This window comes from Paeniglutamicibacter sp. ZC-3 (assembly GCF_025847175.2).
In the GTDB taxonomy this organism is placed as follows: domain Bacteria; phylum Actinomycetota; class Actinomycetes; order Actinomycetales; family Micrococcaceae; genus Paeniglutamicibacter; species Paeniglutamicibacter sulfureus.
On sequence record NZ_JAOYTG010000001.1, the window covers coordinates 39,919 to 65,613 of the forward strand.

Sequence of the window (25,695 nt, forward strand, 5' to 3'; positions counted from 1 at the left end):
TTCAATCAAACCTAGCGACGCAGGCCGAGGCGCTCGATCAGCGCACGGTAACGCTCGATGTCGGCACCCTTGAGGTACGCGAGCATACGACGACGACGACCAACCAGGGCCATCAGGCCGCGGCGGGTGTGGTGGTCATGCTTGTGCATCTTCAGGTGCTCCGTCAGATCCAGGATGCGGCGCGACATCACGGCGATCTGGACCTCGGGGGAACCGGTGTCGCCTTCGCTGGTGGCGTAGGCCTTCATGATTTCCTGCTTGATAGCGGCGTCTAATGCCACAATAACTCCTAGAGTTGTACCGCGTTTCAAAACACCGTCACCGGCAGGTGCACTCGCAACCGCGGACTGCAGCGGGCACCGCAGATAAGTCTAGCAAACGGATGCCTGCCCTCGGCACCCTTGCGACCCAAGCCACATGAATCCGGGTGTCCGTCTTCGTGCTTGACACTTAGGCGCGCAGGCGGGCCCGCCATGCATGGGTCAGGTACGGCAAGCCAAATGGGACGCCGGGGACATGCCCGAGGTGGTCGAAGAGATACCACGTCAGGTTGTGTTCCACGCGGGCCCGCGTCGCCGCCCCGGCGCGCAGGTAGTAGCTGCGGGACTTGGCCAACGCAATGACCTGCTCAGGGGTCAATGCCTGTTCCCAGGTCCAGGCCCCGGATTCGGGCGCGTGGAACTCGGGACCCAGAGGAGGTACGAAGTCGGGGCGGTGCACATCCCCGGCATGCATGATCCGTGCCAATCGGTGGACCCAGGGCACCGAGACATCAAGTTGGTTCCAGACCAAGGCGAGCTGGCCGTTGGGGCGCAGCAACCGTGAGGCCTCGGCGCTGGCGGCCTTCGGATCCACCCAATGCCACGCCTGGGCATAGGTGATGACATCCGCACTCGAAGCATCCAGCCCCGTCTCTTCCCCGGTGCCGGGAACAGCGTCAACCTCGGGCAGCCGTTCGCGCAGCACGGCGAGCATGTCCTCGGAGGGTTCAACGGCGCCGACCTTCAGGCCGCGGCCCAGCAGCTGCGCGGTGAAGATCCCGGTGCCGGCCCCCACGTCCACGGCATCGCGCGCGGCCGGCGGCACCATGAAGTCCAGGGCGGCATCCGGATAGGACGGGCGCACGGCATCGTAGTGCGCTCCCCCGGCCTTGAACGCCCTGGCCAGTTCCCGGCGGCGCTTGGCATCCATGGTGAAGGCGCGGGCCGGCAACCCGGGGACCGGCCGCGGGGTTGCCCCGGTTGGCCCGGGGCCCGAATCAGGCATCAAGAAGGACGGTACGGGTGCGTGCCACGTCCTCACGCATCTGTTCGATCAGTGCCTCTATGCCGCGGTAGGCCACCATCGGTCGCAGGTGCTCGACGAACTCCACCGCTACCTGCTGCCCGTACAGGTCGAAGTCCTCCACGCCCTCGGCCGGGCGGTCGATCACGTGGGCCTCCACCTGGCGGCTGACGCCCTCGAAGGTCGGGTTCGATCCCACGGAGATGGCGGCGGGCCAGCGCACCTGGGCCTCATCGACCAGCCACCCGGCGTACACGCCGTCGGCGGGGATGATGCCCGAGGCCGAAGGGTCAAGGTTTGCGGTGGGGAATCCGAGTTCGCGGCCGCGCGCGGCCCCGTGCACTACCTCGCCGCGCATCCGGTGCGGGCGGCCGAGGATCTGGGCGGCGGTGGCAACTTCCCCGCGGTTCAGCGCCTCGCGCACCCAGGTGGAGGACCAGCGGCGGTGCTCTCCCACGTCTTCGACGCCAATGACGTCAAAGGCGTACTGCTTGCCGAGTTCGACCATCGCGTCGAAGTCCCCGGAATTGTCGCGCCCGAAGCGCACGTCGTGGCCAACCACCACGGTGCAGGCGTTCAGCGCGCCGACAATGACCTTGGCGACGAATTCCTCGGCGGTGGCGCGGGCAAAGTCCAGGGTGTAGCGGATCATGAGCAGTCCGTCGAGGCCCTCCTCGGCGAGGGTCTCGATGCGGTCTTCGAGTCCCATGATGAGTTCGGGGGCGTCGTCGGGGCGGTGCACCTGGGACGGGTGCGGGTCAAAACTGATGGCAACGGCCTTGGCCTTGCGATCCCGGGCGGTGGCCACCACGGCGGCGAGTACTTCGCGGTGCCCGCGGTGGACGCCGTCGAAGTTGCCGATGGTCACTACCGAGGGGCCGATGCCGGGCGGTACGGCTTCGAGGCCTTTCCAATAGTGCACGTTGCTCCTTCGCTGGTCATCCGGGCGGCCGCGTTGAGACCGGCCATAACCATTATGAACGACAAATACGCCAAGTGCCGATTCCTGTGTCCCCCTTGCGCCCATTGACGTGGCGTGAGACATAGGATGGGCGCGTGGCCGCAATTCCGACCGGCCCGTTTGGCAAAGGAGCCCTGATGGCCGACTTGAATGAACTGCTTGACATGATCCCCCTTGACCAGCTCGGCGCGAAGCTGGGCGTCGATCGCGACACCGCCCGCGCCACGGCAGCCACGGCGCTTCCCTCGCTGCTGGCCGGGCTGCAAAACAATGCCGCCACGCCCGAGGGCGAGGACGCCTTGGCTTCCGCCATCAAGCAGCACGACGCGACATTCCTGGACGGCGGAGTCGACATCGACGCCGTTGACACCGCGGACGGCCAAAAGATCGTGCAGCACGCCCTGGGAGAGAACCAGCCGGCGCTTGCCTCACAGCTCAACGGCGCAGCACCGGGCGGAGTCGACCTGGGATCGCTGGTGCAAAAGGCGTTGCCGATCCTGGCCCCGATCGTCATGTCCTATCTTGCCAAGAAGCTGTCCTCCTCGCAGGGCGGGCTGGGCGGCATGCTCGGCGGGCTACTGGGCGGCCAGGGCGGGGCCGCAGGACAACAGCCCGGCGGACTTGACCTCGGCGGGATCCTGGGCGGACTGATCGGCGGCGGAAACACCCAGCAACAGCAGCCCCAGCAGGGCCAGGCTGCCGGAGGCCTGGACCTCGGTGGAATCCTCGGCGGGCTCTTCGGCAAAAAGTAGCCCGGTCTCCACAAACACGGGAGCCGGAGTTCCCGCGCGCTGCCCCCATGGGCGGGGCGCGGGAACTCCGGCTCCTTGCATCAGTGGGGAACTAGGCCGCGGGTTGCGCCTGTCCGCGGTTCATGCGGTGGCGCGCCAGCCACCACAGGCCGATCAGCGGCAGCACCAGCGGCACGTAGCCGTAGCCGGAACCGAAGTGTGACCATACGGCGGGGTGGGCAAAGAGGCTCGGCAGGACGAAGCTCAGCGTCCCGACCACCAGCACGCCGATGAGCTCAAAGAGCACCGCGTACCACGACAGCCTCCAGCTGCCCGGCTTCTTCGAGGCCATTGCGAGGGTCGCCACGATGTAGACCAGCCCGGCCAGGGCGCTGAGCAGGTAGGCCAGAGGAGCAGCGGAGAAGTCCTGCATGATCTGGTAAACGGCCCGGACCGTGGCCGAAAGCGCCAGCACCCCGTACACGGCAATGATGATCCGGCCCAGCCCCGAGCTGCGCCCGCCGTTGGACCGGCCGGCCTTTTTTCCGCCGCGTGTTGCGGCGTCGGCGATGCGCGAACGCTTCACCGTGTTCTTTCCCTGCTCGCTCATGCCGGCAGTGCTCCGTCCCAAATTTGTTCCATCCTGTACAGCATGACAAAGACGATCGCCCCGGAGACCGCCAACACCGTGTTGGAGTACCGGGATTTGTCGGTCACCGCCCAGATGAACGCGAGCGCCGGTATCAGCAGCGCCGTAAGCAGGTAGCCCCAGAACTCCCACGGTTCCCCGCTGATCGGCTGTCCCCCGGCCTGTCGGATGGCCGCGGCGATCCCGTAGACCACCAGGAACACCTCCAGCAGCGCCACCGACACCAGGGCAAAGTCGTCCGGGTAGGTGCGGATGATGGTTGCGACCACGCCCAGCAGCACGGCCACGGCACACAGGATGGTCCCGGCAATAAAGAATCCGTCAACGATCACGGCGGAAGTTGCTCCTTAGAAGATTTTCGTTCATCCAATACCCCGGCCACCGGTGCCTTCCGGTGCGTGGGCACCTAGGATGCGGTGGCAAACACCAGTTCGGGTTTGGCGTTCTCGCCCTTGTTCTTCAGCAGCGCCACCAGGGTCCCGTCCGGGGCAAACGCCGCGGTCACGTCCTCGGTCTCGTTCAGGCCGATCCTCCGGCCGAAGGAGAGCTCGGTGCGCTCATGCTCGGTGAGGTCGCGCCGGGTGAAGAGCGCATCGGCGGCCTTTTCCATGGGCAGGTACTCGAAGTCCTTGGCCAGCTGTTCCAGCGTGCGCGCCCGTTCCAGCGTGTAGGGCCCGACCTCGGTGCGTCGCAGCGCGGTCAGGTGTCCGCCCACCGCCAAGTCCTCGCCCAGGTCGCGGGCCAGCGCCCGGATGTAGGTGCCCGAGGAGCATTCGACGGTCACGTCGATGTCCAGCACCTTGCCGCCGCGTTCGCGGCGGATGTCGTGCACCTCGAAGCGGTGGATGGTGACCGGGCGGGAGGCCAGCTTCACATCTTCCCCGGCGCGCACCCGGGCATAGGCGCGCTCGCCATTGACCTTGATGGCACTGACCGAGGAGGGCACCTGCTCAATGGGGCCGGTGAGCTTGGCAATGGAGTCGCGGATCGCGTCCTCGGTGACGGCAGCGGCGATCCGCACCTGCACGATCTCGCCCTCGGCGTCGTCGGTGACTGTCGACTCGCCCAGGCGGATGGTGGCGGTGTAGGTCTTGTTGGCGCCAACGATGTAGGTCAGCAGACGGGTGGCCTTGTTGATGCCCAGCACCAACACGCCGGTGGCCATCGGGTCCAGCGTGCCCGCGTGACCGACCTTGCGGGTGCCGGCCAGGCGGCGCGTACGGCCCACCACATCGTGGCTCGTCCAACCCTGCGGTTTGTCGACAATGACCAGGCCTGAGCCAATGGGTTCCGTGGGGTTCTGCGCGGCTGTTTTCACGCCCTCCAGTATAGGCCGGTTCCCTGGGCGCTTTTGCCTTGCCGAGTTCCACGCCACGGCCCATCGCCGGTGTCGCGCCTGGACTCAGTCCTGCTGCACGACGGTGCTGGTGACAGCCGCACCCAATTCGACGGTGCGTGAGACGGTGCAGTACTTGTCGTGGGATAGCTTCACGATCCGCTCGACCATGCCGGCGGCCTTGCGGCCTTCCTCCGAATCCGGGAACGCCAAATCGAAGGACATGCGGATATCATCCATCCGGCCGGCGCCGTCCTCGACGATCTTGTCCCCCTGGGCAGTCACCACGAAGCGCTCCGGTTCGGTGCGGCGCGTCGTGGCAGCGTCAACGTCGATCGAGGAACAGCCGGCAATGGCCGCCAACAGCAGCTCCACCGGGGTCATCAGCCCCTCGCCCTGCCCGAACTCGACGGAGGCTCCTTCGGGGTTCGTCGCGCGGTAGTGCATGGAGGAGAGCCGTTCGAGGCTGATCTGTCGAAGTTCTTTGCTGTTTTCGCTCATGAAACCATCCTCGCATGAAGGCCCGCCCGCAATGTCGCACTGCGTGGCCCCGTAGTCGATCCAGCGGGGCATTGACTTGCCTTGGGCCCGGCCCCTACCGTCGGGGCAAGGGATGCCGGGGAATCACAAGGGGGATGGAGATCATGAGTGGGCACGAGCGCACCGTGCTGTGGGTCGCCGTCCTTGCATCCTTTGTCGCCTTCCTGGACGGCTCAATCGTCAATGTGGCCCTGCCGGCCATCGCCAGGGAGCTGGGCGGAGGCATCACCACCCAGCAATGGGTACTTGACGGATACCTGCTCACCCTCGGTTCGCTGATCATGGTCGCCGGAAGCCTGTCAGACATTTTCGGGCGGGTGCGGATCCTGCGGATCGGGCTGGTCCTTTTCGGAATCGCTTCGCTCCTGTGTGCCGCGGCGCCGACCGGGGCCGTGTTGATTGTCGCGCGCCTGTTGCAGGGAGCCGCCGCAGCGTTGCTGGTCCCCAGCTCGCTGGCCTTGATCACCTCCACCTTTCAGGAGGGACCCCGGGCGCGGGCCATCGGCAACTGGACCGGGTGGACGGGCACCGCGTTTGTTGCCGGTCCGCTCCTTGGCGGGCTGCTGGTGGACACCGTCTCCTGGCGCCTGGTGTTCGCCATCAACGTCCTGCCGATCACCCTCACCATGCTCCTGTTGGCCAGGCTTCACGACCCGGCCGGGAATGGCACCCGGAGGTCAATCGACATCCCCGGCGCCCTGTTGGCGGCCTTCGGGCTTGGCGGAATCGTGTTTGCCTTGATCTTCCAGCACGAGCGGGGCTGGGGAGATCCGATCGTCTATGTGCCGTTCGCTGCGGGCCTGGCGTGCCTTGCCGCTTTCATCCGGCGCGAGGCCAGGATCCCGCATCCGATGATGCCGTTGCATCTGTTCCGGGAGCGGAACTTCGGCATCGGGAACCTGGCCACCGCGGCGTTTTATGCCGGCATCACGCTGGGGACGTTCATCATTCCGGTCTTCCTGCAGGAGGCTGCGGGCTTCACCGCGTTTGCCGCGGGGATGGCAACCATCCCGCTGACACTCATGTCGCTGGCCCTGTCCGCATTCTTTGGGACGTTGTCCGGCAAGTACGGGCCAAGGCTGTTCATGTCCGTGGGACCGGTGATCGGAGGAATCGGCTTCCTGCTGATGCTCGCCGCCGAGGACCCGGTGGACTACTGGCGGCAGATCCTGCCCGGTGTCGTGGTGTTCGGGCTTGGCCTCGCGGTGACCGTTGCCCCGCTGACCGCCGCCATCCTCGGTGCGGTCGATCCGGCGCAGAGCGGCATCGGTTCGGCCATCAACAATGCGGTGTCCCGGGTGGCGGGGCTGCTGGCCATTGCCGCCGTGGGCCTGATCGCGGGCCCGGTGCTGGACTACACGGCCTTCCACCGTGTCGTATGGGTGGCCGCGTTGCTCATGATCGGTTCCGGCATTGTCTCGGCCCTGGGCATCAGCAATGCCAGGCCCGCCGGCGCCCCACCCGTTCCGCCCGAGGCCACTGCCGCCTGTCATGACCGTGTGGTGCCGGACGGGCCCCTTCCGGGACACCACCACAGGTGAGATCGCGCTTCGAGGCACTGATGCCCTCCGGAAAGCTGGTGATCACCCGGATCAAGTAGCCACAACAAGGAAACCCCGCAGCGGGAACCCTGTCGAAACAGGGCACCGCAACGGGGTTTCCTTGTGCCCGGGACTCCGGGCGGAAGATACGGAGGACCTAGGCGTCTTCGTCTTCCTCGTCATGCTTGTACGGATCTGCGTCGCCGGCGAAGTTCTTGCCTGCGGCCAGTGCTGCAACCTCTGCGTCCTTGGCCTTGGCCACCCGCAGCAGCGCCTCGAGGTTCGAGGCGTTGACAGGGATCTCGTCGGCAACGAATTCCAGGGTCGGGGTGAGGCGAACGGTCACGTTCTTGCCGACCTCCTTGCGCAGGACGCCCTTGGACTTCTCCAGGGCGGCTGCCGCGTCGGATTTGGCTTCGTCGTCGCCGAAGACCGTGTAGTAGATGGTTGCGTGCTGCAGGTCGTTGGTCACGCGCGCATCGGTGACCGTGATGGCCTCCACGCGTGGATCCTTGACGGCCTTGCCCAGGGCCTGGGCAACGACCACCTTGATGCGTTGGGCCAGTTTTGCGGCGCGAGCTGAGTCAGCCACGTTCACTCCTTTTCCCGGCACCCGCCAAGGGTGCCGCTTAATGCGCTTCGACGGCGGGGAGCCGCAACCCCTGTGCGGTTGCGGCCCCCACCGTCGATGAGCAGCGCTTGATAATGACTAAGCGCGCGGCTTTTCGCGCATCTCGTAGGTCTCGATCGTGTCGCCGTCCTTGACGTCGTTGAACGAGCCCAGGCCGATACCACATTCGAAGCCCTCGCGGACCTCGGTGGCGTCGTCCTTGAACCGCTTCAGCGAATCCACGGTCAGACCCTCGCCGATGACCTTGCCATCGCGCAGGACGCGTGCCTTGGTGTTTCGGCGGATGGTGCCCGAACGGACGATGGAGCCGGCAATGTTGCCGAACTTCGAGGAACGGAAGACCTCGCGGACCTCCGCGGTGCCCAGCTGGGCCTCCTCGTATTCCGGCTTGAGCATGCCCTTGAGAGCCAGCTCGATGTCATCGATGGCGCCGTAGATGACCGAGTAGAAGCGCATGTCGACGCCTTCCTTGTCGGCCATGTCTGCAACGCGCTCGGCAGGCTTGACGTTGAAGCCAATGATGATGGCATTGTCAACGGTCGCCAGGTTGACGTCGTTCTGGGTGATCGCACCCACGCCGCGGTGGATGACGCGCAGCTGCACGCCTTCTCCCACGTCGATCTTGAGCAGCGAGTCTTCCAGGGCTTCCACGGCACCGGAAACGTCACCCTTGAGGATGAGGTTGAGGGTGTCGATCTTGCCGTCGGCAACAGCCTGGTCGAAGTCTTCCAGGGTGATGCGCTTGCGACGCTTGGCCAGGGCCGCGTTGCGGTCCGCTGCTTCGCGCTTCTCGGCGATCTGGCGGGCGGTGCGCTCGTCGTCGGTCACCAGGAAGGTGTCGCCTGCACGCGGCACCGAGGACAGGCCGAGGACCTGGACCGGGCGCGAGGGCAGTGCGACGTCGAGGTTCTCGCCGTTCTCGTCGAACATGGCACGCACACGGCCGTGTGCGGTGCCGGCAACGATGGTGTCGCCGACGGCCAGGGTACCGGACTGGACCAGCACGGTTGCAACCGCACCGCGGCCCTTGTCGAGGTTCGCCTCGATGGCGATGCCGCGAGCATCCTTGTCCGGGTTGGCACGCATGTCCAACGCGGCGTCGGCGGTCAGCAGCACTGCGTCGAGCAGTTCGTCGATGCCCATCTTCTGCAGGGCGGAGACGTGGATGAACATGGTGTCGCCACCGTATTCCTCCGGAACCAGGCCGTATTCGGCCAGTTGGCCCTTGACCTTGTCAGGGTTCGCCGCGTCCTTGTCGACCTTGTTCACTGCGACGACGATCGGAACACCGGCGGCCTTGGCGTGGTTCAACGCCTCAACCGTCTGCGGCATGACGCCGTCATCCGCTGCAACCACGAGCACGGCGATGTCGGTGACCTTGGCACCACGGGCACGCATGGCGGTGAACGCCTCGTGGCCCGGGGTGTCAATGAAGGTGATCGCGCGATCGATGTCTTCGTGGATGTGGTGGATCTGGTACGCACCGATGTGCTGGGTGATGCCGCCGGCTTCGCCCTCGATGACGTTGGACTTGCGGATCGCATCGAGCAGGCGGGTCTTACCATGGTCGACGTGACCCATGATGGTGACCACCGGCGGACGTGCCTCAAGCATGTCTTCGGTCTCGGCATCAAGCTCGGCGTCAAAGTCGATCGAGAACGAGGCGAGCAATTCGCGCTCTTCGTCCTCGGGGGACACGACGGTGACAACGTAGCCGAGCTCGGCACCCAAGACGTCAAAGGTCGCCTCATCCAGGGACTGGGTGGCGGTGGCCATTTCGCCCAAGTGGAAGAGCACGGTGACCAATGCTGCCGGGTTGGCGTTGATCTTGTCGGCGAAGTCGGTGATCGAGGCACCACGACGCAGACGGATCTCGGTGGTTCCGTTGCCGCGGGGCACGCTCACGCCGCCGAGGCTCGGAGCACTCATCTGCTCCAATTCCTGGCGCTTGGCGCGCTTGGACTTGCGCTGCTTGCCGCGGCCTGCGCCGCCCTTGCCGAAGGCACCCTGGGTTCCACCGCGACCGCGGTTGGGACCGCCGCCGCCCTTGTAACCGCCGCCGCCACCGGCTGCACCGGGAGCTGCGCCCGGGGCGCCGCCCGGACGTGCCGGACCGCCGCGGCCGCCCGCTGCCGGACGTCCTCCGGCCGGAGCCGGACGTTCGGTGCGGTTGGGCATCATGCCGGGAGTAGCGCGAGCGCCTCCCGGGGTGCGCGGGCCTGCACCGGGGGCACCGGCCGGACGCGGTGCGCCCGGACGTGGTCCACCGGCACCTGCCGGGCGGGGACCGCCGGCACCTGCTGCGGGACGGGGTCCACCGGCACCTGCCGCGGGACGCGGGCCACCGGGACGGGGACCGCCCGGACGGGGGCCTCCGGCGCCGGGACCGGCAGCGCGCATGCCCTGCTGGGATGCGAACGGGTTGTTGCCCGGACGCGGTCCGCCGGGCTTGGCACCCGGACGCGGGGCTGCTGAACGATCGGAACGCTCGGGGCGGTCCGTACGCTCGGTGCGCTCGGGACGTGCGTTCTCACCGGCCGGGCGCATGCCCTGCTGGGAGGAGAACGGGTTGTTGCCCGGACGCGGTGCGCCGGGCTTGGCACCCGGACGCGGTGCGGCCGGAGCCGAGGCTGCCGGAGCGGCCGGGGCCGCCGGGGCCGAAGCAGCAGGTGCCTCGGGAGCGGCAGGGGCCGGGCTCGGCGTGGTGCCGGCCGGCTTGGGTGCGGAAACGGCAGGGGCTGCAGGCGCTGCGGCCGGAGCCTTCGCTGCCGGTGCTGCCTTGGGTGCTGCCTTTGGAGCTGCCGGGGCAGCGTCGGGGAACGCGGAGCGCAGCTTGCGCACTACCGGTGCCTCGATGGTTGAGGATGCGGAACGGACGAATTCGCCCATTTCCTGCAGTTTGGCAACTGCATCCTTTGAAGTGATTCCGAGCTCTTTGGCGAGCTCGTGTACGCGGACCTTAGCCACATTTCTCCTGTCTGAAGGTCCGCACCACTTCTAAAAAGTTTCTGGCACGAACCAACGTTTGCTGTCTAGCCCAGCATCCAAAACGGATGCCACAGGCGCTGCGACGCATAACCGATTCATCATCGTTAGGCGCTCATCGCTTGGAACTCATCGGGTTTCCATCAGATTTCTGACCCGCTTTCAGGTTGGACGTTTATACAGGCAGGTTTCCCAGGTTGGGCCCTTGCCTTGGCCCGCTGCTCCGCCACAAGTGCGGAAACATCCACGTTGGTCCGAAAGGACCGTGCGAATGCCCCGCGTTGCACGGCGCGTTGGGCACATTCCGGATGGGGGTGCAGCCAAGCACCCCGACCGGGGAAGCTCCGGGTGGGATCGGGAACCGGAACGAATTTTCCGTCCCTTGCCCTCAACACCCAGCGCTCCAGCTGGTTCTGGTCCGCCACCACGCGGCAACCAATGCACGTGCGCTGCGGCTGTTGCTGCAATGACACGTTGGTTCTTCTTCCGACATTGATTTACCACGATGCATAGTGGACCACAGACAAGTCTAGCGCGTTTCGTCAATCCGTGGAGCGTGCCGTGGAACACTAGGGGCCGGCTCCCGGGTCGGGCCTGCGGGGCCGGGAACCGGGAAGCAAAAGGCCGTCGGCCCGCGGCCTTTTGGCACCCAGGCGGTGCCGAAAGTCCACGGGGCGCGACGGCCCTGTTGCGGGGGGTGCGACTACTTGGCGTCGACCGCGTCCGAGATGATGTCGATGCGCCAGCCGGTGAGCTTGGCAGCCAGTCGGGCGTTCTGCCCTTCCTTGCCGATGGCCAGCGAAAGTTGGTAGTCGGGAACCACGACGCGCGCCGAACGGGTTGCCTCGTCGGTGATGGTCACCGAGACGACCTTCGACGGGGAGAGCGCCGAGGCGATGAACTTCGCCGGGTCCTCGTTGAAGTCGACGATGTCGATCTTCTCCTCGCCCAACTCGTTCATGACTGCCCGCACGCGCGAACCCATCTCGCCGATGCAGGCACCCTTGGCGTTGACGCCCGGGATGTTGCCCTGCACGGCGATCTTGGTGCGGTGTCCGGCCTCGCGGGCCAGGGCGATGATTTCCACGGCTCCGTCGGCGATCTCCGGTACCTCAAGCTCGAAGAGGCGGCGCACCAGGTTCGGGTGCGAACGCGACAGCGTGACGGCCGGGCCCTTGGGGCCGCGGTTGACGTCCACCACGTAGCAGCGGATGCGGTTGCCGTGGGTGTACTTCTCCCCCGGTACCTGCTCCGGCGGCGGCAGCAAGGCCTCGACGGTGCCCAGGTTCACCTGGATCATGATCGGGTTGTTGCCCTGCTGGATCTGTCCGGAGACGATCTCGCCGATCTTGTTCTTGAACTCGCCCACGACGTTGTCGTCCTCGGCGTCGCGCAGGCGCTGCAGGATGATCTGGCGTGCGGTCGAGGCCGCGATGCGGCCGAACCCGGTGGGGGTGTCGTCGAACTCGCCAATGACCGTGCCGTCTTCCTCGGTCTCGGTGGCGAAGATCGTCACGTGGCCGTTGCGGCGGTCGACCTCGGCGCGTGCCTGAGGCATCGCGCCCGGGGACTTCTGGTAGGCAATGAGCAGTGCCTGCTCAATGGTGGGGATCAGCACCTCGAGCGGGATTTCGCGTTCTTTTTCGAGCATGCGCAGCGCGCTCATATCAATGTCCAACTCAGGCCTCCACGTTTTCGTCGTCTTCGTCGTCAAGTTCTAATTCAGTCAGGTCCGCGCTCTCGGCACGGGCAAACTCCACCTCGACGTTGCCGCGGCGGATCGATCCAAATTCAATGGTGCGTGGTTCGCCGACCTTGGGCTTCATGCCCTTCTTCACGGTGATCTCCGGGACGATGGTGATTCCCGTTTCGGTGACCTCCATGAGGCGTCCGAGCAGGTTGTCCTCGCCAATCACGTTGACCTTCACCATGCGCCCGACATTGCGGCGCCAGTGGCGCGGCAGGGTCAGCGGGCGGGACGTGCCCGGAGAGGAAACCTCGAGCTCGTAGGGGTCGGCGGTGTCGTGCGGGTCCTTGTCCAGGGCCTCGGAAATGGAGCGGGAGACCTCGGCCACCTGGTCGAGCAGGATGCCCTCGGTGCCTTCGGTAACGTCGACCACCACGTGCACGATGCGCTGGTCCCCGGCACGGCGGACCTCGACTTCTTCAAGCACCAATTGGTGGGAGGCAACGGTGGGCTCCAGTAGTTCGGTGAGGCGGGCCGCCTCGAGCTGGATGTCTGCCGGCTTGCCGGTCATGAAAGTCCTCCCACATTATTCGATGTTGTGAATCCTAGGGTAGCGACTTTTGGGGTCATCCGTCTGCCCGATTCATCACGGGCATGCCCACGGCCGGGTCCATGGGATGATCAAGGTGATGGATCAGCACCCAATTGACCCCAGTGATCGCGTTTCCCGCCGACCCCGCCGCGGTGCCGCCCGGCGGCTCCTGGTGGCCTTGGCGGCGATGCTTGCCGTGGCCGCCGGAACGCTCGGCACGGCGGTCTACCTGAACCGTGATTCCCCTACATGGCAGGCGATCCTGGGCACCGAACCGGTCATCGAGGCGGCCCCCGATCCGGCCGCGGACCTGCCCGTCCTGCTTGATGCGCTGGAGAACATGGCGGCCACCCCGGAGGCCTCCGGAACCGCCAGGTTGGCCACTGCGCTGCAGGGCACACGCACCATGCTGGCGGAGCATGTCGAATTACTCACACCCGGGATCCCGGCGGCCTCGCAGGCCGCCGCCGAGGGTGACGGAACGGAAGCCTCGGCCGCCGATCCGGCTGCGGTCCCGCTGGATGCCGTCGATTTTTCCCGGCGCCTGGCGCAGACCGGCAACGCCCTGCTGACCCAGTCGCTGGGGGCCCCCGAACAGCAAGCCCGCAGGCTTTCCGGGGCCGGGATTGAGCTGCTGGTCCAGGCCCGCACCGTGCTCTCCGCCTCCGGGGCAACGCAGGCGGCCCTCGATGCCCTCCCCGCTCCCGGCATCGCCGAAGAGTCCGCAGCGGCTGCGACGGCAACGAAGGATTCTTCCACCGAATCCGCGCCGGCCGCCGACGGCGCCACCACCAGCCGCGCCGCCTTGGCGACGATGCCCGAATTCTCCGCCTCCGCCTGCCCCTCCCCCGCACCGTCGAATCCCGAGGCACCTGACTCCGGCCAGCTGCTGGGCAAGGTAGCCGACGCCGCCTATCGGATGGGCTACGCCTACGACGTTGCCGGGGCGCGGACCAGCGCCGGTCTGCGCACCGCCGCCTGGGACAGGTCCGGGTTGCTGGTGGACTTCGCGCAGGCGGTGGAAGGCCAGTTCGCCGAAGAGCTCGACTGCGAACCCCTGCGGCAGCCCGCCTACCAGCTGCCGGCCGACGCAGCGCAGAACCCCATGGATGCGGCACGCAGCGGCGAGGCGCAATTGGCCTTGCTGTTGCGGGACGCCGCGGCAACCCAGACCGGGGATTCCCGGGCATACCTGTTGAAGGCCGCCTGGGCCCAAGCGCTACACGCCCGCCAGGTCACCGGCGTCGCGCCGGACTTCACCCAGGTCGACGGCACTACGTCCCCATCCCCCGCACCTTCGGCCGGGTAGCGTCCAGGGGCACACCGTTTTACCCCCAAAGGGGGTCCGCACCGGACTCCGGCTGCCTCGTGTGGATCTGTATCTCATCGGGCCTGAAACGGCGATGCCGGAAGCGACTCGGGGCTGCCCAATGACGTTCGTGGCCATCCGTGGCACCGGCAGGACGGGGCGGAAGAGTCCGCCACAGCATCGAAGAAGTGCTTTGTCACTACAGATCCCAAATCGTCTGTGCCTCTGGCTACGATCTGCGTAGGGGCTGCCGGGGGAAGTTTGGGAGTTCCGATTCGCAATCGTCACTAGGGGGAATCATGTCTGTCCGTTTCAATACACCACCGCTTTGGCTGCAACACCTTCCTGCCGGTTTCCAACCCACACCGTCGTGGGTGCCGGAAACCTCGTGGGGCGCCCCGCCAGCCGGCTGGCCCATGTGGGTTCACTCGGAGAATGGCCACCCGGCCTTGCCTCCGGAAGAGTTCTCCGCCAACCCGTATCTGTACATGTCAGTGATGCCCGGTGATCCCGCATTCATCGCAACTGGAGCGCATGCCTCACCTTCCACCGGATCCGCAGGCGGCCGTCCACCAGTCGCAGGATTTTCGGTCCCCGGAAACCAAGAACCGAAGAAGCCAATGAGCCGGGGCAAGAAAATTGGGATCGGCGTCTCCGGTCTTGTCGTGCTCTCGATCATCATTGGCTCCTGTGGTGGCAGCGACGAGCAACCGTCCTCCGCTCCGACAGCCACGGAGTCGGCAGTCTCGTCTCCCAGCGAGACAGCCGCAGCGGCACCCGTAGTGTCCTCCGCTGACGCCTCAGCCAGCGCCAAGGCCGAAGCAGATGCCAAGGCAAAAGCCGCGGCTGCGGCCGAAGCCAGCGCCATGGCAGAAGCAGACGCTGAGGCGGAAGCCAGTGCCAAGGCCGAGGCGGAGGCCGAAGCGAAGGCAGAAGCGAAGGCAGAAGCCGCGGCTGGAACGCTCAGTCAGCAGAACGCGCTTCGGTCCGCGGAGAACTACCTCGGATTCTCGGCATTCTCGCGCACCGGACTGATTTCGCAATTGGAGTTCGAGGATTACTCAACCAAAGATGCAACGTGGGCGGTCGACCGTGTGACGGTTGACTGGAATGAACAGGCTGCCAAGTCCGCCGAACAATACCTTGAATTCACCGCCTTCTCGCGCAAAGGATTGATTGAACAGCTCGTTTACGAGGGTTACACGAAGAAGCAGGCAGAGTACGGCGTGGGCAAGACCGGTCTCTAGCTCTCTGACCGACAGTAGGTTCCTACGCCAAATGTCGCAGTCCGCTGTCTCGGGACTCCTCATGGTTGCGCCGTCCCAATCGGCAATTGCCTGAAGCCTGTCATGCCGGAACCGGCATGACAGGCTTCGCCTAGCCGCCCGGTTCGGACCGTCGATCGCTATCGGCGTTGGATAGACGGCCGGGAACAGCAATTCCTGGCCGTGGCCGATGAGCAGCCTGACGACACTTGGAATCGCCCCAAGCCCGCGGGACTTTTGGCGCCTTTCCGATTCCGCTGCCCATGCCACGGGCAGGAGGGCACTTCCCAAACCAAACCCCCATGTGAGGCGTGTCACGGCAGGTCTGACGGCTGCCGCGCCCATACGTTGGCAGTGTCCCACTCGCACAGCCATCAAGGAGAAACCCTGTGTCACGCAGATTCATTCATGCCTCGGCCTGCGCCGCGGCACTCACGCTGGTCGCCGGAGCGATCACTGCCGCCCCCGCCGTCGCGGAACCGCGGCAAACCGAAAAACAGGCCACTGCCACCGGCACCGGAGGGGCGGTGAGCACCGTCGATGCCGAGGCTTCGGCGGCCGCCATCGCCGTGCTGCGCAAGGGCGGCAACGCGGTGGACGCCGCCGTCGCCGCGGCGGCCACCCTCGGTGTCACCGAACCCTACAGCGCCGGCATTGGCGGAGGCGGGTATTTCCTCTACTACGACGCCGCATCGGGAAAAGTCAGCACCATTGACGGACGCGAAACCGCTCCGGCGACCATGCCGACGGACGCGTTCATCGATCCCGAGACCGGCGAACCCTACCCGTTTACCCCCGAACTGGTGACCAGCGGCGTATCCGTGGGTGTTCCCGGCACGGCAGCCACCTGGCAGCGGGCACTGGAAAAGTGGGGGTCGCTCAGCCTCGGGCAGGCCTTGCAGCCTGCCATCAAGGCAGCCACCCGCGGCTTCGTCGTGGATGAGACATTCCGCGAACAAACGCTGGACAACAAGGAGCGCTTCGCCGCGTTTGATTCCACCAGCGAGCTCTACCTGCCCGGGGGCAATGCCCCTGAGGTCGGCAGCACGATCAAGAACCCGGACTTGGCCCGCACCTACCGGCTGTTGGCCCGCGACGGTATCGAGGCCTTCTACAACGGGGCGCTGGCGGAGGACATCGCGGAGGCCGTCCAGGCGCCGCCGATCTCCGATGACACCGAGCTTCCCGTGCCCGTTGGCCACCTGAGCACACAGGACCTTGCCGACTACACCGTGATCGACCAGGCTCCCACCAAGGTGGACTACCGCGGGCTGGAGGTCTTCGGCATGGCTCCCTCCAGCAGCGGCGGAACCACCATCGGGGAAGCCCTGAACATCCTGGAAAACTACGACCTCTCCGCCATGGAAGACCCGGCCGCCATCCACCACTACCTCGAGGCCAGCGCGCTGGCCTATGCCGACCGCGGAAAGTACCTCGGGGACCCGGCGTTCGTGGACGTTCCCACCAGCACCTTGACCGATGCGCTCTTCGGCGCCGAGCGCGCCTGCGCGCTGGACCCAGAGCAGGCTGCCACCAAGCCCGTGGCCCCCGGCGATGTCGCCGACTATGACGGTCTCTGCCCGGCTGCCGCCGCCGCACCGGCGGAGGAAACCGACACCGAGAACATCTCCACGACCCATCTGTCCGTGGCCGATGCCCAGGGCAATGTGGTGTCCTACACGCTGACCATCGAGCAGACCGGCGGATCGGGCATCGTCGTTCCGGACCGCGGCTTCCTCCTGAACAACGAGTTGACCGATTTCTCCACGGTCTACAACCCGGCCGACCCCAACCGGATCGAACCGGGCAAGCGTCCGCGCTCGTCGATGGCCCCGACCATCGTCCTCTCCGACGGCAAGCCCCTGTTGGCCTTGGGCTCGCCGGGCGGTTCGACCATCATCACCACGGTGTTGCAGACCTTGGTCAACCGCGTGGACCTTGGCATGAGCCTGCCCGAGGCGATTGCCGCACCGCGTGCCTCGCAGCGCAATTCGGCCAAGGTCACTGCCGAACCGGAGTTCATCGAATCCCAGGGGGCCGGGTTGGAAGCCTTCGGCCATGAGTTCGTCGCCTCGGGCGATTCGTTTACACCGCAGGCGGAGATCGGCGCGCTCGAGGCAATCGAGTTCGGCCCTGATGGATCGATGACGGCTGCGGCAGAACCGACGCGTCGCGGTGGCGGCTCGGCCATGGTGCTCAAGCCGGCGCGTTAGCCACGCGGGCAGGGCCCAACCCCACGGTGCGCTGCTCCGTCGAAAACCGACACTGGATTTCCAGGTCCGGCATTCGGCGGAGCAGCGCCATTCCACCGGCCAAGGCAGGGGGCAACAGCGAGGCCCATAACGCATGGGAACAGCACGGCACCCCCTGGCAGCGTTCAGCCGGCGACCGCGTTCCGCAGGCCACGGGTCGACAATTCCTGTGCCGGGTTGCCGCCGAATAGGCTGTCCTCGGGTACGTCGGAACCTTTCATCAGGAACGAATCGGCTTTGAGCTCCGCCCCGTCCTGCATGGTCACGCCGTAGTGCACAAACGCGCCGACACCTATCGTGACCCTGGAGCCGATCGAGATGGGCTCGAGCTTGAAGGCCCCGTCTTCCATCGAGTGGCATTGGAAGATGCTCCCCGAATTCAGGGTCACATCATCGCCTATGGAGACGATTGTCTTCTCCGGGATTGCGCATCCGTCATCGAAAAGCCTCTTGCCCACGCGCACACCCAACAGTCGCAAAATGATCGATTTGAAGGGCGTGCCGCTGAACAGGCCAAGTGCTGCACCGCCGATGAACTTCCAAAAACGCTCGTGCTCCCAAAAGTAGACCTCGTAGATGGAGCAGAAGGTCGGGACAAGCTTGTGGCGGATCTGGGTGATGCGTTCGATCGCAATGGTGAGGGCTTCCAAGGCCACGCCCAGGGCCAGCGTTCCGATCATGACGGCCAGTGCACCGACCTCTTCAAAATGGGTCAGGACGACCGATGCGAACCATAGGGAGACAAAGACCTCGAACCAACGGAGCAAAAGGAACAGCGCAATGGTGAGACCGTTGTGGCGGTTCTTTGCTGGAAGCCTCAATTTGAGTTGCTCTGCCGTTTTCATCTCATCGAAGGCGCTGTCCCGCTGGACCGAGCGCGGGATCTCGAAAGGCGGGGACCCCAGGAGTCCGACTCCTTCACGGATGGGCCCGTCGATCGGGACCATGGTCATGGTCCCGAACAAACAGTTCTCGCCGGTCTTTCCCGCAGGTGGATAGGTGATGGCGTTGCCCAAAAAGTTCTTGGCACCGATGGTGCTGGGTGCGATGCGGAATGAGGTGTTCGATACCTCTGCGGTAATCATTGACAGACCATCCGACACCATCGTTCCGGAGCCGACGGTAACAGCATAGGGTGTGTCGTGTTTGACTGCGGGTCCGAAGTTGGACCCCGTTTGCACCGGGTTCGGCTGGTGATACCCGAGATAGCTCAGGTAGTAGAGAATCAGCGAGCTGTCGCCCGTGAGGTTTGCGAAGAACGGGATATTCGTGAGGCGCGTGACCGTCCGGTGAAGGGCATAGTGGAATCCGTAAAGGGGATAGACCTTGCCGGGTGTCAGGAAAAGATATAGCAGCCGCGGTACGACGCCCACTGCCACCAGGCCGGTAAAAATACCGCCGACTGTCAGGCCGAAGGAAATGACAACCAAGTCGGCATAGAACCCACCGGTCTCGTTCCAAAGCAAACCCGATGCGAGGTAGTCCGGCAGGAACAACGCGATCAGGAAGGTAACGAGGGACCCGAACCCGGCAATGCTGAGGCACACGACCCAGAAACTATAGGTGATCTTCCTTCTCATGGTGACACGCGCCGGGTCGACAGACTTGTAATTGGAATCGCAGCGCCGCCCGGGCGAGCCATGCCACGTTTCATTGGGCGGCACCGTCTGCCCACGATGCAGCGACGATGAATGACCTAGCTGGGAGTTGTCTCCCATCTCCGTATAGATGTCGATGACCGTTTGCTCACCCACCAAGACGTTTTTGCCCAGGGTCACCGGCCCCACTTGAATGATTCCCCGTTGGGCGCGATAGCCCTTGAACACGCAGTCCTTTCGGATCACGGTGCCATCACCAATGGTGAGCAAATCGCTGCACAGCGGCACTGAAGTGGAGAAGATCGCAACGTCGTGCCCGATCTTGGCCCCCAGCGCCCGCAAATAGACGTTAAACAACGGTGTCCCGGCAAACATTCGAAGTGGATTGCTGCTGATGAGCACCCGCACAAACCAGAAGCGGACATATGCCAATGACCAAACGGGAATTTCCATTTCCTTCCACCGCCCGACAATTACCCATTTCAGGGCAATAGGTATCACTGACAACGCGACAAACATCGCGACGGTGAAAATGAGGGATCGTTCCCAAACTTTTATTGCGTCCGTTGCCGCAGCTGCCCAGTGATATCCGGCGACCGCCAGGACCGTCAACCCGTAGGTGTACGCAAGGAAGATCAGGGCTTGCAGAACGCCTGTCGTCACGAACTGGCGGGTGCTGGCCAGTCTGACTTCCATTGTCTCGGGATACGCGGTCGACGGCGTGGCGGCGCTGCTGTTTTCGAGCACCCCGGCCAGCTTTTCAATGGTCGGGTTTTGGTAGGCATCCCTCATGGCCAGCGGGGGCAGGTCGGTGTTCTTTCTGGTCAGGGAACAGAAGTGCGCAAGTAAAAGGGAATTGGCCCCGAGATCCGTAAAAAAATTCGCCCGCGTCGATACCTTCTCAACGTGGAGCACCTGTGCCAAGGCCAGCGACAGCTGTTCCTCGGTCTCATTTGCCGGAGCCACATATTCCTGGCCGCCGGCATTGGGGCTGGGTGTGGAAGGAGGGGGCAGGTTTTTTCGATCGGCCTTGTCGCTGGGTAGCATCGGAATGGCTTTCAGGCACTCAAAGTACGCCGGCACCATATAGCTGGGGAGCTGGGATTGCAGCCGTTTCCTGAGATCCACGGCATCGATTCCAGGGGTGTCTTTCCTCAGGCTGTAGTACGCCACCAGCTCGGTAAAACCGGGTTCCTGTTCGTAGGTGTCAACGACCGCTTGGGCAACTCCGGGCACCTGCAACAGCACCGATTCGATCTCCGTGAGTTCGATCCGGTAACCGCGGATTTTCACTTGGGTGTCGATACGGCCAAAATATTCGATCTCACCCATATCATTGATCCGCCCCAGGTCGCCGGTGCGGTAGATCCTGCCCGAAGGGTTGTTGTCTATCCCCAGAAAGTCCGGGATAAAGGCCTTCCCTGTGAGGTCGTCACGCTTGACGTAACCCTTGGCCAACCCAATGCCTGCCAAGCCGATCTCGCCCTGGGTGCCGGCCGGCAGCGCCTTGGGTTCGTCGGGATCGAGGATGACCACGGCATAGCTGGGCAATGGCACTCCCAGGGTGACAGGACGTGTGGGATCGGCAATCGCGTAGGTTGCCGTGACAGTGGCCTCGGTGGGGCCGTACACATTCAAGAAGCGACGACCCGGCCGATGCCACCGCACCATCAGGTCACGTGGACACGCTTCCCCGGAGACCAAAAGAAAGCGGAGGGATGGAATATCCTCATCGAGTGTCGCCAACAACGTTGGAACACAACAAATGGCCGTGACCTTGTGGGCAACCAGAAACTCTGCCAGCTCCAGTCCAAGCAGCGCGGTGCCGCTGGGTTTGGGAACCAGGGTGGCCCCGGACATCCACGGAACCCAAATCTCTTCAACCGAGAAGTCAAAGGCTATGGTCATGCCCTGATAAACCCTGTCCTGCTGCTCGTACCCATAGGAGAGCGCAGCCACCCTCACGAAATTGCAGATGCTGGCATGCTCAATGGCCACACCCTTGGGCCGACCGGTCGTTCCGGACGTGTAAATGATGTAGGCCAACTGGTCACTTGGGGATCCCTTTTCCTCCGCTGCAAGTCGCGTGGAATCCATCGACTCGATCCTTGGGTCCTCCTCATCCAGGCAGCGGACCGAAGCCATGACATCCACGAGCCGATCCCTCAAATGCGACAGCGTCAAGACCTGGGCGACATCGGCATCGGCGATGATGTAAGCGATCCGGTCGGCGGGATAACCGGCATCCAGGGGCACATACGCAGCGTGGATCTTCAACACCGCGAGCATCCCCACCAGGGAACGAACCGGTTCGTCGAAAAGCAACGCTATCCTGTCCCCGGGATTGCACCCGTGGGCGATCAAGTACCGGGCCAGTTGGTTGGCCTTGGCGTCCAACTGATCATAGGTGAGCCTGACCGCACCCGTGTCCACAGCCAGATGCAACCCTTTCCCGGTCTTGCGCAACAGGTCGCACTGTCCCTCAAAGAGGTGATCCAGGCGTTCCCCCGGGACCCATCCGGCTGACTGGTCCACCTCCACGGAGTGCAATACAGGCCCGTGCATAAGGCTAAGTGCCCTGTGTCTTCCCGGATAGGCAAGGTTTTCCCGCGTATCAACTTGCTTGCTCAAAGCGACCTCCCTGGTCATGTGTGTTCCAACCAATCGAGCCGGGTGATTACGGTGCGGGCACATCGAGCATCGATGCCAACCGATCGATGCAATCGACCAGGATGTAACAAGCGGTCTCCATGACTTCCGCGGTGATATTGAGCAGAGGCAGCAGGCGCACGACGCTGCTGTCGCGGCCGCCGAGTTCCAGGATCAGCCCCCGGTTCAAGGCCTCGCTCTGCACTTCGGCGGCTAGATCTCCCGCTGGCATTCCGGTTCGTGGATCCATGAGCTCGACGCCCACAAGCAATCCCTTCCCGCGGATTTCCCGAACCCACGGATGCCGCTTCAGCGGCTCCAGCAGGCCAAAGCATTGTTCGCTGCGGCGCCGGACGTTGCCCAGGATGTCGTCGCGTTGGAATATTTTCACTGCTTCGACACCGGTGGCGAAGGCGAGCTGGTTGCCACGGAAGGTACCGATGTGTGCGCCGGGCTCCCAGACATCCATCGCCTTGTCGTACATGATCAGCGCGATGGGCAGACCCATGCCGCTGAGTGCCTTCGAGGCAACGATGACATCTGGTTCGATTCCGTACTGCTCAAACGAGAACCAGGTACCGGTACGTCCGCAGCCCGTTTGCACTTCGTCGACGATCAGCGGGATCCCCAGTTCTCGGGTCACTGCACGCACTCGCTGGGCGAACTCGATTGTGGCGGGAATTGATCCGCCCTCGCCTTGAACGAGCTCAAGAATTACGGCGGCGGGCAGCGGAATTCCGCTGAGATCGTCCTTCAGCGAATGCTCCAGGAAAGTCGCGCAGTTCGTGGAACAGGTGGCGGGGCTCATGCCGAGAGGGCATTGCGAACAGTATGAATAGGGAAAGAAGTGGACCCCTGGCATGCCATTTTGCACGTGACTTTTTGGTGCGACCAGTCCGGTGAGGGCCATTGCCGCGGCAGTGCTCCCATGGAATCCTCCCTGAAAGCTGATGATCTCTCCGCGACCGGTAGCCGTCTTGCACAGCTTTATCGCAGCCTCTACGGCATTGGCGCCGGTGGGTCCGCAGAAGTGGATCTTCATCCGGTCCTGCATATCCACGGGAAGCATCGAGAGCTGGGTATCGATGAAGGCGTCCTTTACCGGCGTCGGGAAATCCAGGCCGTGGGTTTCAACCAGCATTTGGTCGGCGGCAACACGTACCAATTCCGGATGGTTGTGCCCGAACGGGAGCACCCCTGCCCCGTTGAGGAAGTCTATGAACACATTTCCGTCAACATCCCGAACGAAACTCCCTGCGGCTTCGGCGATCGCAATCGGCAAATGGCGTGGGTAAGTCCGGGCGTTGGATTCCCGGGCTTCTTGTCGCGCCAAGAAGGCGGCGGACTGTGGCCCCGGTATCGGGCCCGACACGAGCGGACCCGTCCAGTCCGCGAGTTCTGTTTTATTTGTCATTGAAATCTCCATTCAGCAAAGAAATAGAGGCAGGCAATCTGGAATCGAGGAAATTGTTTAGAGGAGATTCGGAACCGAAAAATATCGCCGATGTTGGCCAAAATCCGGCACTTTCCCAAGCAATCGACGGCATTAGCACGGATGCCCCTGCAGGCCGACGTCTCCGGTGGGCTCGTAAATTGCACAGATGTACCCTCGGCCGATCAAAATGCCCCAAGTCCCAAGTCCCCTGATTCCATCGCTACTTCACATAGACTGTCTGCCCAAGCTGGAATTAATCGGCTATTTCTTGATCGTAATCAAGATTCCTAGCCTTTGTGATTAACGGATTGATTCATATGTTTTTCCTTATACCCTTTCCCCAAGTCGTCGGATAAGTTGAACGTTTCGCGCATTGCCCGGACCCCAAGCCCCAGCATCTCTAGGTCCGTTACGGCGGATAGGCAAACCGAAGAGTCGGAAAATAGCCGAATCTTGATGCCGGCATCGGAAAGCACACCCAAGAACCGGCAGAGCACATCGGGCTCCAGACGCATGCCGAAACCCGACAGCGAAAGTTTGCCCACTTCTTCGCATTTCAACCACTGGAAGCCAATGGTCTCCTGAGCCTTCGAGACATCAGCCACCACAGGGGGGATTTGGTCGGCAGGCAAGATGAATGAAATGTCCGTAGACCCGTCCGCCACGTCATTTTTATGGGTGATCATTTCTGGGCAAACACCTAAAGCCGCGGTGACACCGAACAGCTGCGCCGGGCCTGGCCCCATGGGGACACCGGCCACGGTGACTTGGATCTGGGTCCGGTCTTGGATGACGCCCATGATCAGCGGTTCTTCCAAGGTCGCCGAATGCTCGGCGCCGGGCTCGTCTTCGAGCCCGGAAACGACCATCGTCCCCTCATCCGGATTAAACGGTGAACGCACATGGATCGTTACTCCAAGGCGGCGCGCATATTCAATGCACCGCCGCGGCAGAACCTTGGCTCCTGCAGCGGCCAGTTCCATCATTTGCACGCTTGTAATCGTTTGGACCTTGCGAGCTGCCGGAACGATGCGTGGATCTGCCGTGTACAGGCCGTCAAAGTCGGAATAGATTTCACAAACCAATGCATTCAAGGAGGCGGCGAGAGCAACCGCCATCAGGTCCGATCCATCTCGTCCCATGGTCGTGACCATATTGGCCTCACGGTTTGTTCCCTGGAAGCCGGCCACGATGGGGATCTCCCTGCGAGCAAGGGAAGCCGCCACGGCCAGTGGATCCACGCCAACTATGTGTGCTTTGCCGTGGATGCCATCCGTGATCAGCCCTGCTTCTCCGCCCGTAAACACATGGGAGGCTGCACCAAGCTTGGAAATGGCCATTTCCAGCGAAGGCTCGAAGATCTGCTTACGCCGACCCACCGCAAGGTCCAACCCACCTGATTCACCCGACGGGGCGAGTCCAGCTGGATGGGTCGCTAATTCATTCGTGGCACTTTCCATCTCGGGTAGCACCACCACCACCGAAAATCCCGCGCGTTGCGTATCCACGATCCTTCGCGCAACCCGCTGAATTCCTCTGTGGTCTGCTACAGAGGAACTACTGTATTTTTGGATGATCAGGCTTTCACGAAGCCTCCAAGCAGGCCAAGTGTCCGATTGCATGGGAATTTCCTGTCACTAGAATTACTAGTTTTTCCCGGCCCCAAGATTCTTGCAAATGACAAGTCATGGCCGTGATTCGGCTCCCCAGCCGAATGAGACGATTCATTCAATTCAAGCGAATACGGTATCACTGGCCGGTAGTCCCCCCGGAACCGACCGCGACTTCTCCATATGGAGTCGCATCATTGGGTCAGTCTTACACCGCGTACGGGGAGATGCAAGGCAATGGCAAGTCGCGCGAAAGAAATCTCCGCAAGAAAGGGAACATCGCAGCAGACGAATCTTCCGCGCGTAAATATTGGCGATGTGCGTATCGTTGCTCCCGGTTGGGAGCGGAATCGGAAAACCCGTCAGGCAATGGCGCCGTCGATGACCAGGCGCGATCGGAGGCCCATCGCCATGGGCAGGCTCTGCCTCTATGGGCGCCGCACCCGTTGGAAATCCAGGACATTACCGACACAGGTCTCCCTCCGAGGGCTGATTGATCAGCTGATTTTCGAGGGCTACTCACGGAAATGGACGGCGCACGGGGTCAGCAAAACTGGCCTTTAGCGCTCTGACCCGAGGGCAACCTGAAGAGAGGGATTGACCCACCGCGGCGGCCCGGAGCATGGCGCACATGTGGAGC

The 25,695-nt window shown here is 63.8% G+C and carries 20 protein-coding genes; 5 read left to right on the forward strand and 15 right to left on the reverse strand.

All coding sequences use genetic code 11. The features are described 5' to 3' along the window. Positions 1-11 precede the first annotated feature (11 nt). From rpsO to OIU93_RS00205, 3 genes are all read right to left on the reverse strand, one after another. Positions 12-281, reverse strand: a complete 270-nt coding sequence (gene rpsO, locus OIU93_RS00195; RefSeq protein ID WP_264268046.1) for a 30S ribosomal protein S15 — start codon at positions 279-281, stop codon at positions 12-14. A 169-nt stretch (positions 282-450) separates the two neighbouring features. Then, positions 451-1,266 (reverse strand): class I SAM-dependent methyltransferase, encoded by an 816-nt coding sequence (locus OIU93_RS00200; protein WP_264268047.1) that lies wholly within the window; start codon positions 1,264-1,266, stop codon positions 451-453. Next, positions 1,259-2,206, reverse strand: a complete 948-nt coding sequence (locus OIU93_RS00205; RefSeq protein ID WP_264268048.1) for a bifunctional riboflavin kinase/FAD synthetase — start codon at positions 2,204-2,206, stop codon at positions 1,259-1,261. The genes OIU93_RS00200 and OIU93_RS00205 overlap by 8 nt, the downstream gene beginning before the upstream one ends. A gap of 176 nt (positions 2,207-2,382) precedes the next feature. On the opposite strand from OIU93_RS00205, the gene OIU93_RS00210 reads away from it, so the two are divergent. Then, a complete protein-coding gene (locus tag OIU93_RS00210; protein WP_264268049.1) occupies positions 2,383-2,997 on the forward strand; it encodes a DUF937 domain-containing protein in 615 nt (204 codons plus the stop codon). Positions 2,998-3,088: 91 nt separating this feature from the next. Here the strand turns inward: OIU93_RS00210 and OIU93_RS00215 are convergent, their stop codons facing one another. The 4 genes from OIU93_RS00215 to OIU93_RS00230 all read right to left on the reverse strand — a co-directional run bounded on the left by OIU93_RS00215 (position 3,089) and on the right by OIU93_RS00230 (position 5,462). Beyond that, positions 3,089-3,586 (reverse strand): hypothetical protein, encoded by a 498-nt coding sequence (locus OIU93_RS00215; RefSeq protein ID WP_264268050.1) that lies wholly within the window; start codon positions 3,584-3,586, stop codon positions 3,089-3,091. Beyond that, positions 3,583-3,957 carry a hypothetical protein gene (locus OIU93_RS00220; RefSeq protein WP_264268051.1) on the reverse strand — a complete coding sequence of 125 codons (375 nt, stop codon included), beginning with the start codon at positions 3,955-3,957 and terminating at the stop codon, positions 3,583-3,585. Before OIU93_RS00220 ends, OIU93_RS00215 begins: the two co-directional genes overlap by 4 nt. A gap of 74 nt (positions 3,958-4,031) precedes the next feature. Continuing rightward, positions 4,032-4,910: a tRNA pseudouridine(55) synthase TruB gene (gene truB, locus OIU93_RS00225; RefSeq protein ID WP_264268588.1), complete on the reverse strand. Its 879-nt coding sequence runs from the start codon at positions 4,908-4,910 to the stop codon at positions 4,032-4,034. Between the two features lie 117 nt (positions 4,911-5,027). Beyond that, positions 5,028-5,462 (reverse strand): OsmC family protein, encoded by a 435-nt coding sequence (locus OIU93_RS00230; RefSeq protein WP_264268052.1) that lies wholly within the window; start codon positions 5,460-5,462, stop codon positions 5,028-5,030. A 143-nt stretch (positions 5,463-5,605) separates the two neighbouring features. On the opposite strand from OIU93_RS00230, the gene OIU93_RS00235 reads away from it, so the two are divergent. Continuing rightward, the gene (locus tag OIU93_RS00235) at positions 5,606-7,042 is read left to right on the forward strand and encodes an MFS transporter (protein WP_264268053.1); all 1,437 of its coding nucleotides are present in this window, start codon (positions 5,606-5,608) and stop codon (positions 7,040-7,042) included. Between the two features lie 157 nt (positions 7,043-7,199). Here the strand turns inward: OIU93_RS00235 and rbfA are convergent, their stop codons facing one another. The 5 genes from rbfA to rimP form a co-directional block, all read right to left on the reverse strand. Further along, a complete protein-coding gene (gene rbfA / locus OIU93_RS00240) occupies positions 7,200-7,634 on the reverse strand; it encodes a 30S ribosome-binding factor RbfA (protein ID WP_264268054.1) in 435 nt (144 codons plus the stop codon). Positions 7,635-7,751: 117 nt separating this feature from the next. Then, the gene (gene infB / locus OIU93_RS00245) at positions 7,752-10,640 is read right to left on the reverse strand and encodes a translation initiation factor IF-2 (protein ID WP_264268055.1); all 2,889 of its coding nucleotides are present in this window, start codon (positions 10,638-10,640) and stop codon (positions 7,752-7,754) included. Between the two features lie 161 nt (positions 10,641-10,801). Beyond that, positions 10,802-11,131, reverse strand: coding sequence for a YlxR family protein (locus OIU93_RS00250; protein ID WP_264268056.1), 330 nt, complete (start codon positions 11,129-11,131; stop codon positions 10,802-10,804). Between the two features lie 230 nt (positions 11,132-11,361). Further along, the gene (gene nusA / locus OIU93_RS00255) at positions 11,362-12,336 is read right to left on the reverse strand and encodes a transcription termination factor NusA (protein WP_264268057.1); all 975 of its coding nucleotides are present in this window, start codon (positions 12,334-12,336) and stop codon (positions 11,362-11,364) included. 1 nt (position 12,337) lies between these two features. Beyond that, complete coding sequence (gene rimP, locus OIU93_RS00260) at positions 12,338-12,916, reverse strand: ribosome maturation factor RimP (RefSeq protein ID WP_264268058.1); 579 nt, start codon at positions 12,914-12,916, stop codon at positions 12,338-12,340. 118 nt (positions 12,917-13,034) lie between these two features. Between rimP and OIU93_RS00265 the strand changes: the two genes are divergently transcribed. The 3 genes from OIU93_RS00265 (at position 13,035) to ggt (ending at position 17,724) form a co-directional block, all read left to right on the forward strand. Beyond that, the gene (locus OIU93_RS00265; protein ID WP_264268059.1) at positions 13,035-14,246 is read left to right on the forward strand and encodes a hypothetical protein; all 1,212 of its coding nucleotides are present in this window, start codon (positions 13,035-13,037) and stop codon (positions 14,244-14,246) included. A gap of 299 nt (positions 14,247-14,545) precedes the next feature. Then, the gene (locus OIU93_RS00270) at positions 14,546-15,493 is read left to right on the forward strand and encodes an Ltp family lipoprotein (RefSeq protein ID WP_264268060.1); all 948 of its coding nucleotides are present in this window, start codon (positions 14,546-14,548) and stop codon (positions 15,491-15,493) included. Between the two features lie 407 nt (positions 15,494-15,900). Further along, positions 15,901-17,724 (forward strand): gamma-glutamyltransferase, encoded by a 1,824-nt coding sequence (ggt, locus tag OIU93_RS00275; RefSeq protein ID WP_264268061.1) that lies wholly within the window; start codon positions 15,901-15,903, stop codon positions 17,722-17,724. Between the two features lie 164 nt (positions 17,725-17,888). On the opposite strand, the gene OIU93_RS00280 is transcribed toward ggt, so the two are convergent. The 3 genes from OIU93_RS00280 to OIU93_RS00290 all read right to left on the reverse strand — a co-directional run bounded on the left by OIU93_RS00280 (position 17,889) and on the right by OIU93_RS00290 (position 25,067). Further along, positions 17,889-21,992, reverse strand: a complete 4,104-nt coding sequence (locus OIU93_RS00280; RefSeq protein ID WP_264268062.1) for a Pls/PosA family non-ribosomal peptide synthetase — start codon at positions 21,990-21,992, stop codon at positions 17,889-17,891. A gap of 46 nt (positions 21,993-22,038) precedes the next feature. Beyond that, positions 22,039-23,424, reverse strand: coding sequence for a diaminobutyrate--2-oxoglutarate transaminase family protein (locus tag OIU93_RS00285; RefSeq protein ID WP_264268063.1), 1,386 nt, complete (start codon positions 23,422-23,424; stop codon positions 22,039-22,041). 308 nt (positions 23,425-23,732) lie between these two features. Continuing rightward, positions 23,733-25,067 carry an aspartate kinase gene (locus tag OIU93_RS00290; protein WP_264268064.1) on the reverse strand — a complete coding sequence of 445 codons (1,335 nt, stop codon included), beginning with the start codon at positions 25,065-25,067 and terminating at the stop codon, positions 23,733-23,735. Positions 25,068-25,695: the final 628 nt, after the last annotated feature.

Excerpts from the sequence above, each read along its gene's own strand:
- OIU93_RS00290 (WP_264268064.1), bottom strand. The coding sequence starts at position 25,067 with ATGCAATCGGACACTTGGCCTGCTTGGAGGCTTCGTGAAAGCCTGATC.
- rimP (WP_264268058.1), bottom strand. The coding sequence starts at position 12,916 with ATGACCGGCAAGCCGGCAGACATCCAGCTCGAGGCGGCCCGCCTCACC.
- OIU93_RS00215 (WP_264268050.1), bottom strand. The coding sequence starts at position 3,586 with ATGAGCGAGCAGGGAAAGAACACGGTGAAGCGTTCGCGCATCGCCGAC.
- OIU93_RS00235 (WP_264268053.1), top strand. The coding sequence starts at position 5,606 with ATGAGTGGGCACGAGCGCACCGTGCTGTGGGTCGCCGTCCTTGCATCC.
- OIU93_RS00270 (WP_264268060.1), top strand. The coding sequence starts at position 14,546 with ATGTCTGTCCGTTTCAATACACCACCGCTTTGGCTGCAACACCTTCCT.
- OIU93_RS00200 (WP_264268047.1), bottom strand. The coding sequence starts at position 1,266 with ATGCCTGATTCGGGCCCCGGGCCAACCGGGGCAACCCCGCGGCCGGTC.
- OIU93_RS00210 (WP_264268049.1), top strand. The coding sequence starts at position 2,383 with ATGGCCGACTTGAATGAACTGCTTGACATGATCCCCCTTGACCAGCTC.
- OIU93_RS00285 (WP_264268063.1), bottom strand. The coding sequence starts at position 23,424 with ATGACAAATAAAACAGAACTCGCGGACTGGACGGGTCCGCTCGTGTCG.
- OIU93_RS00230 (WP_264268052.1), bottom strand. The coding sequence starts at position 5,462 with ATGAGCGAAAACAGCAAAGAACTTCGACAGATCAGCCTCGAACGGCTC.
- OIU93_RS00265 (WP_264268059.1), top strand. The coding sequence starts at position 13,035 with ATGGATCAGCACCCAATTGACCCCAGTGATCGCGTTTCCCGCCGACCC.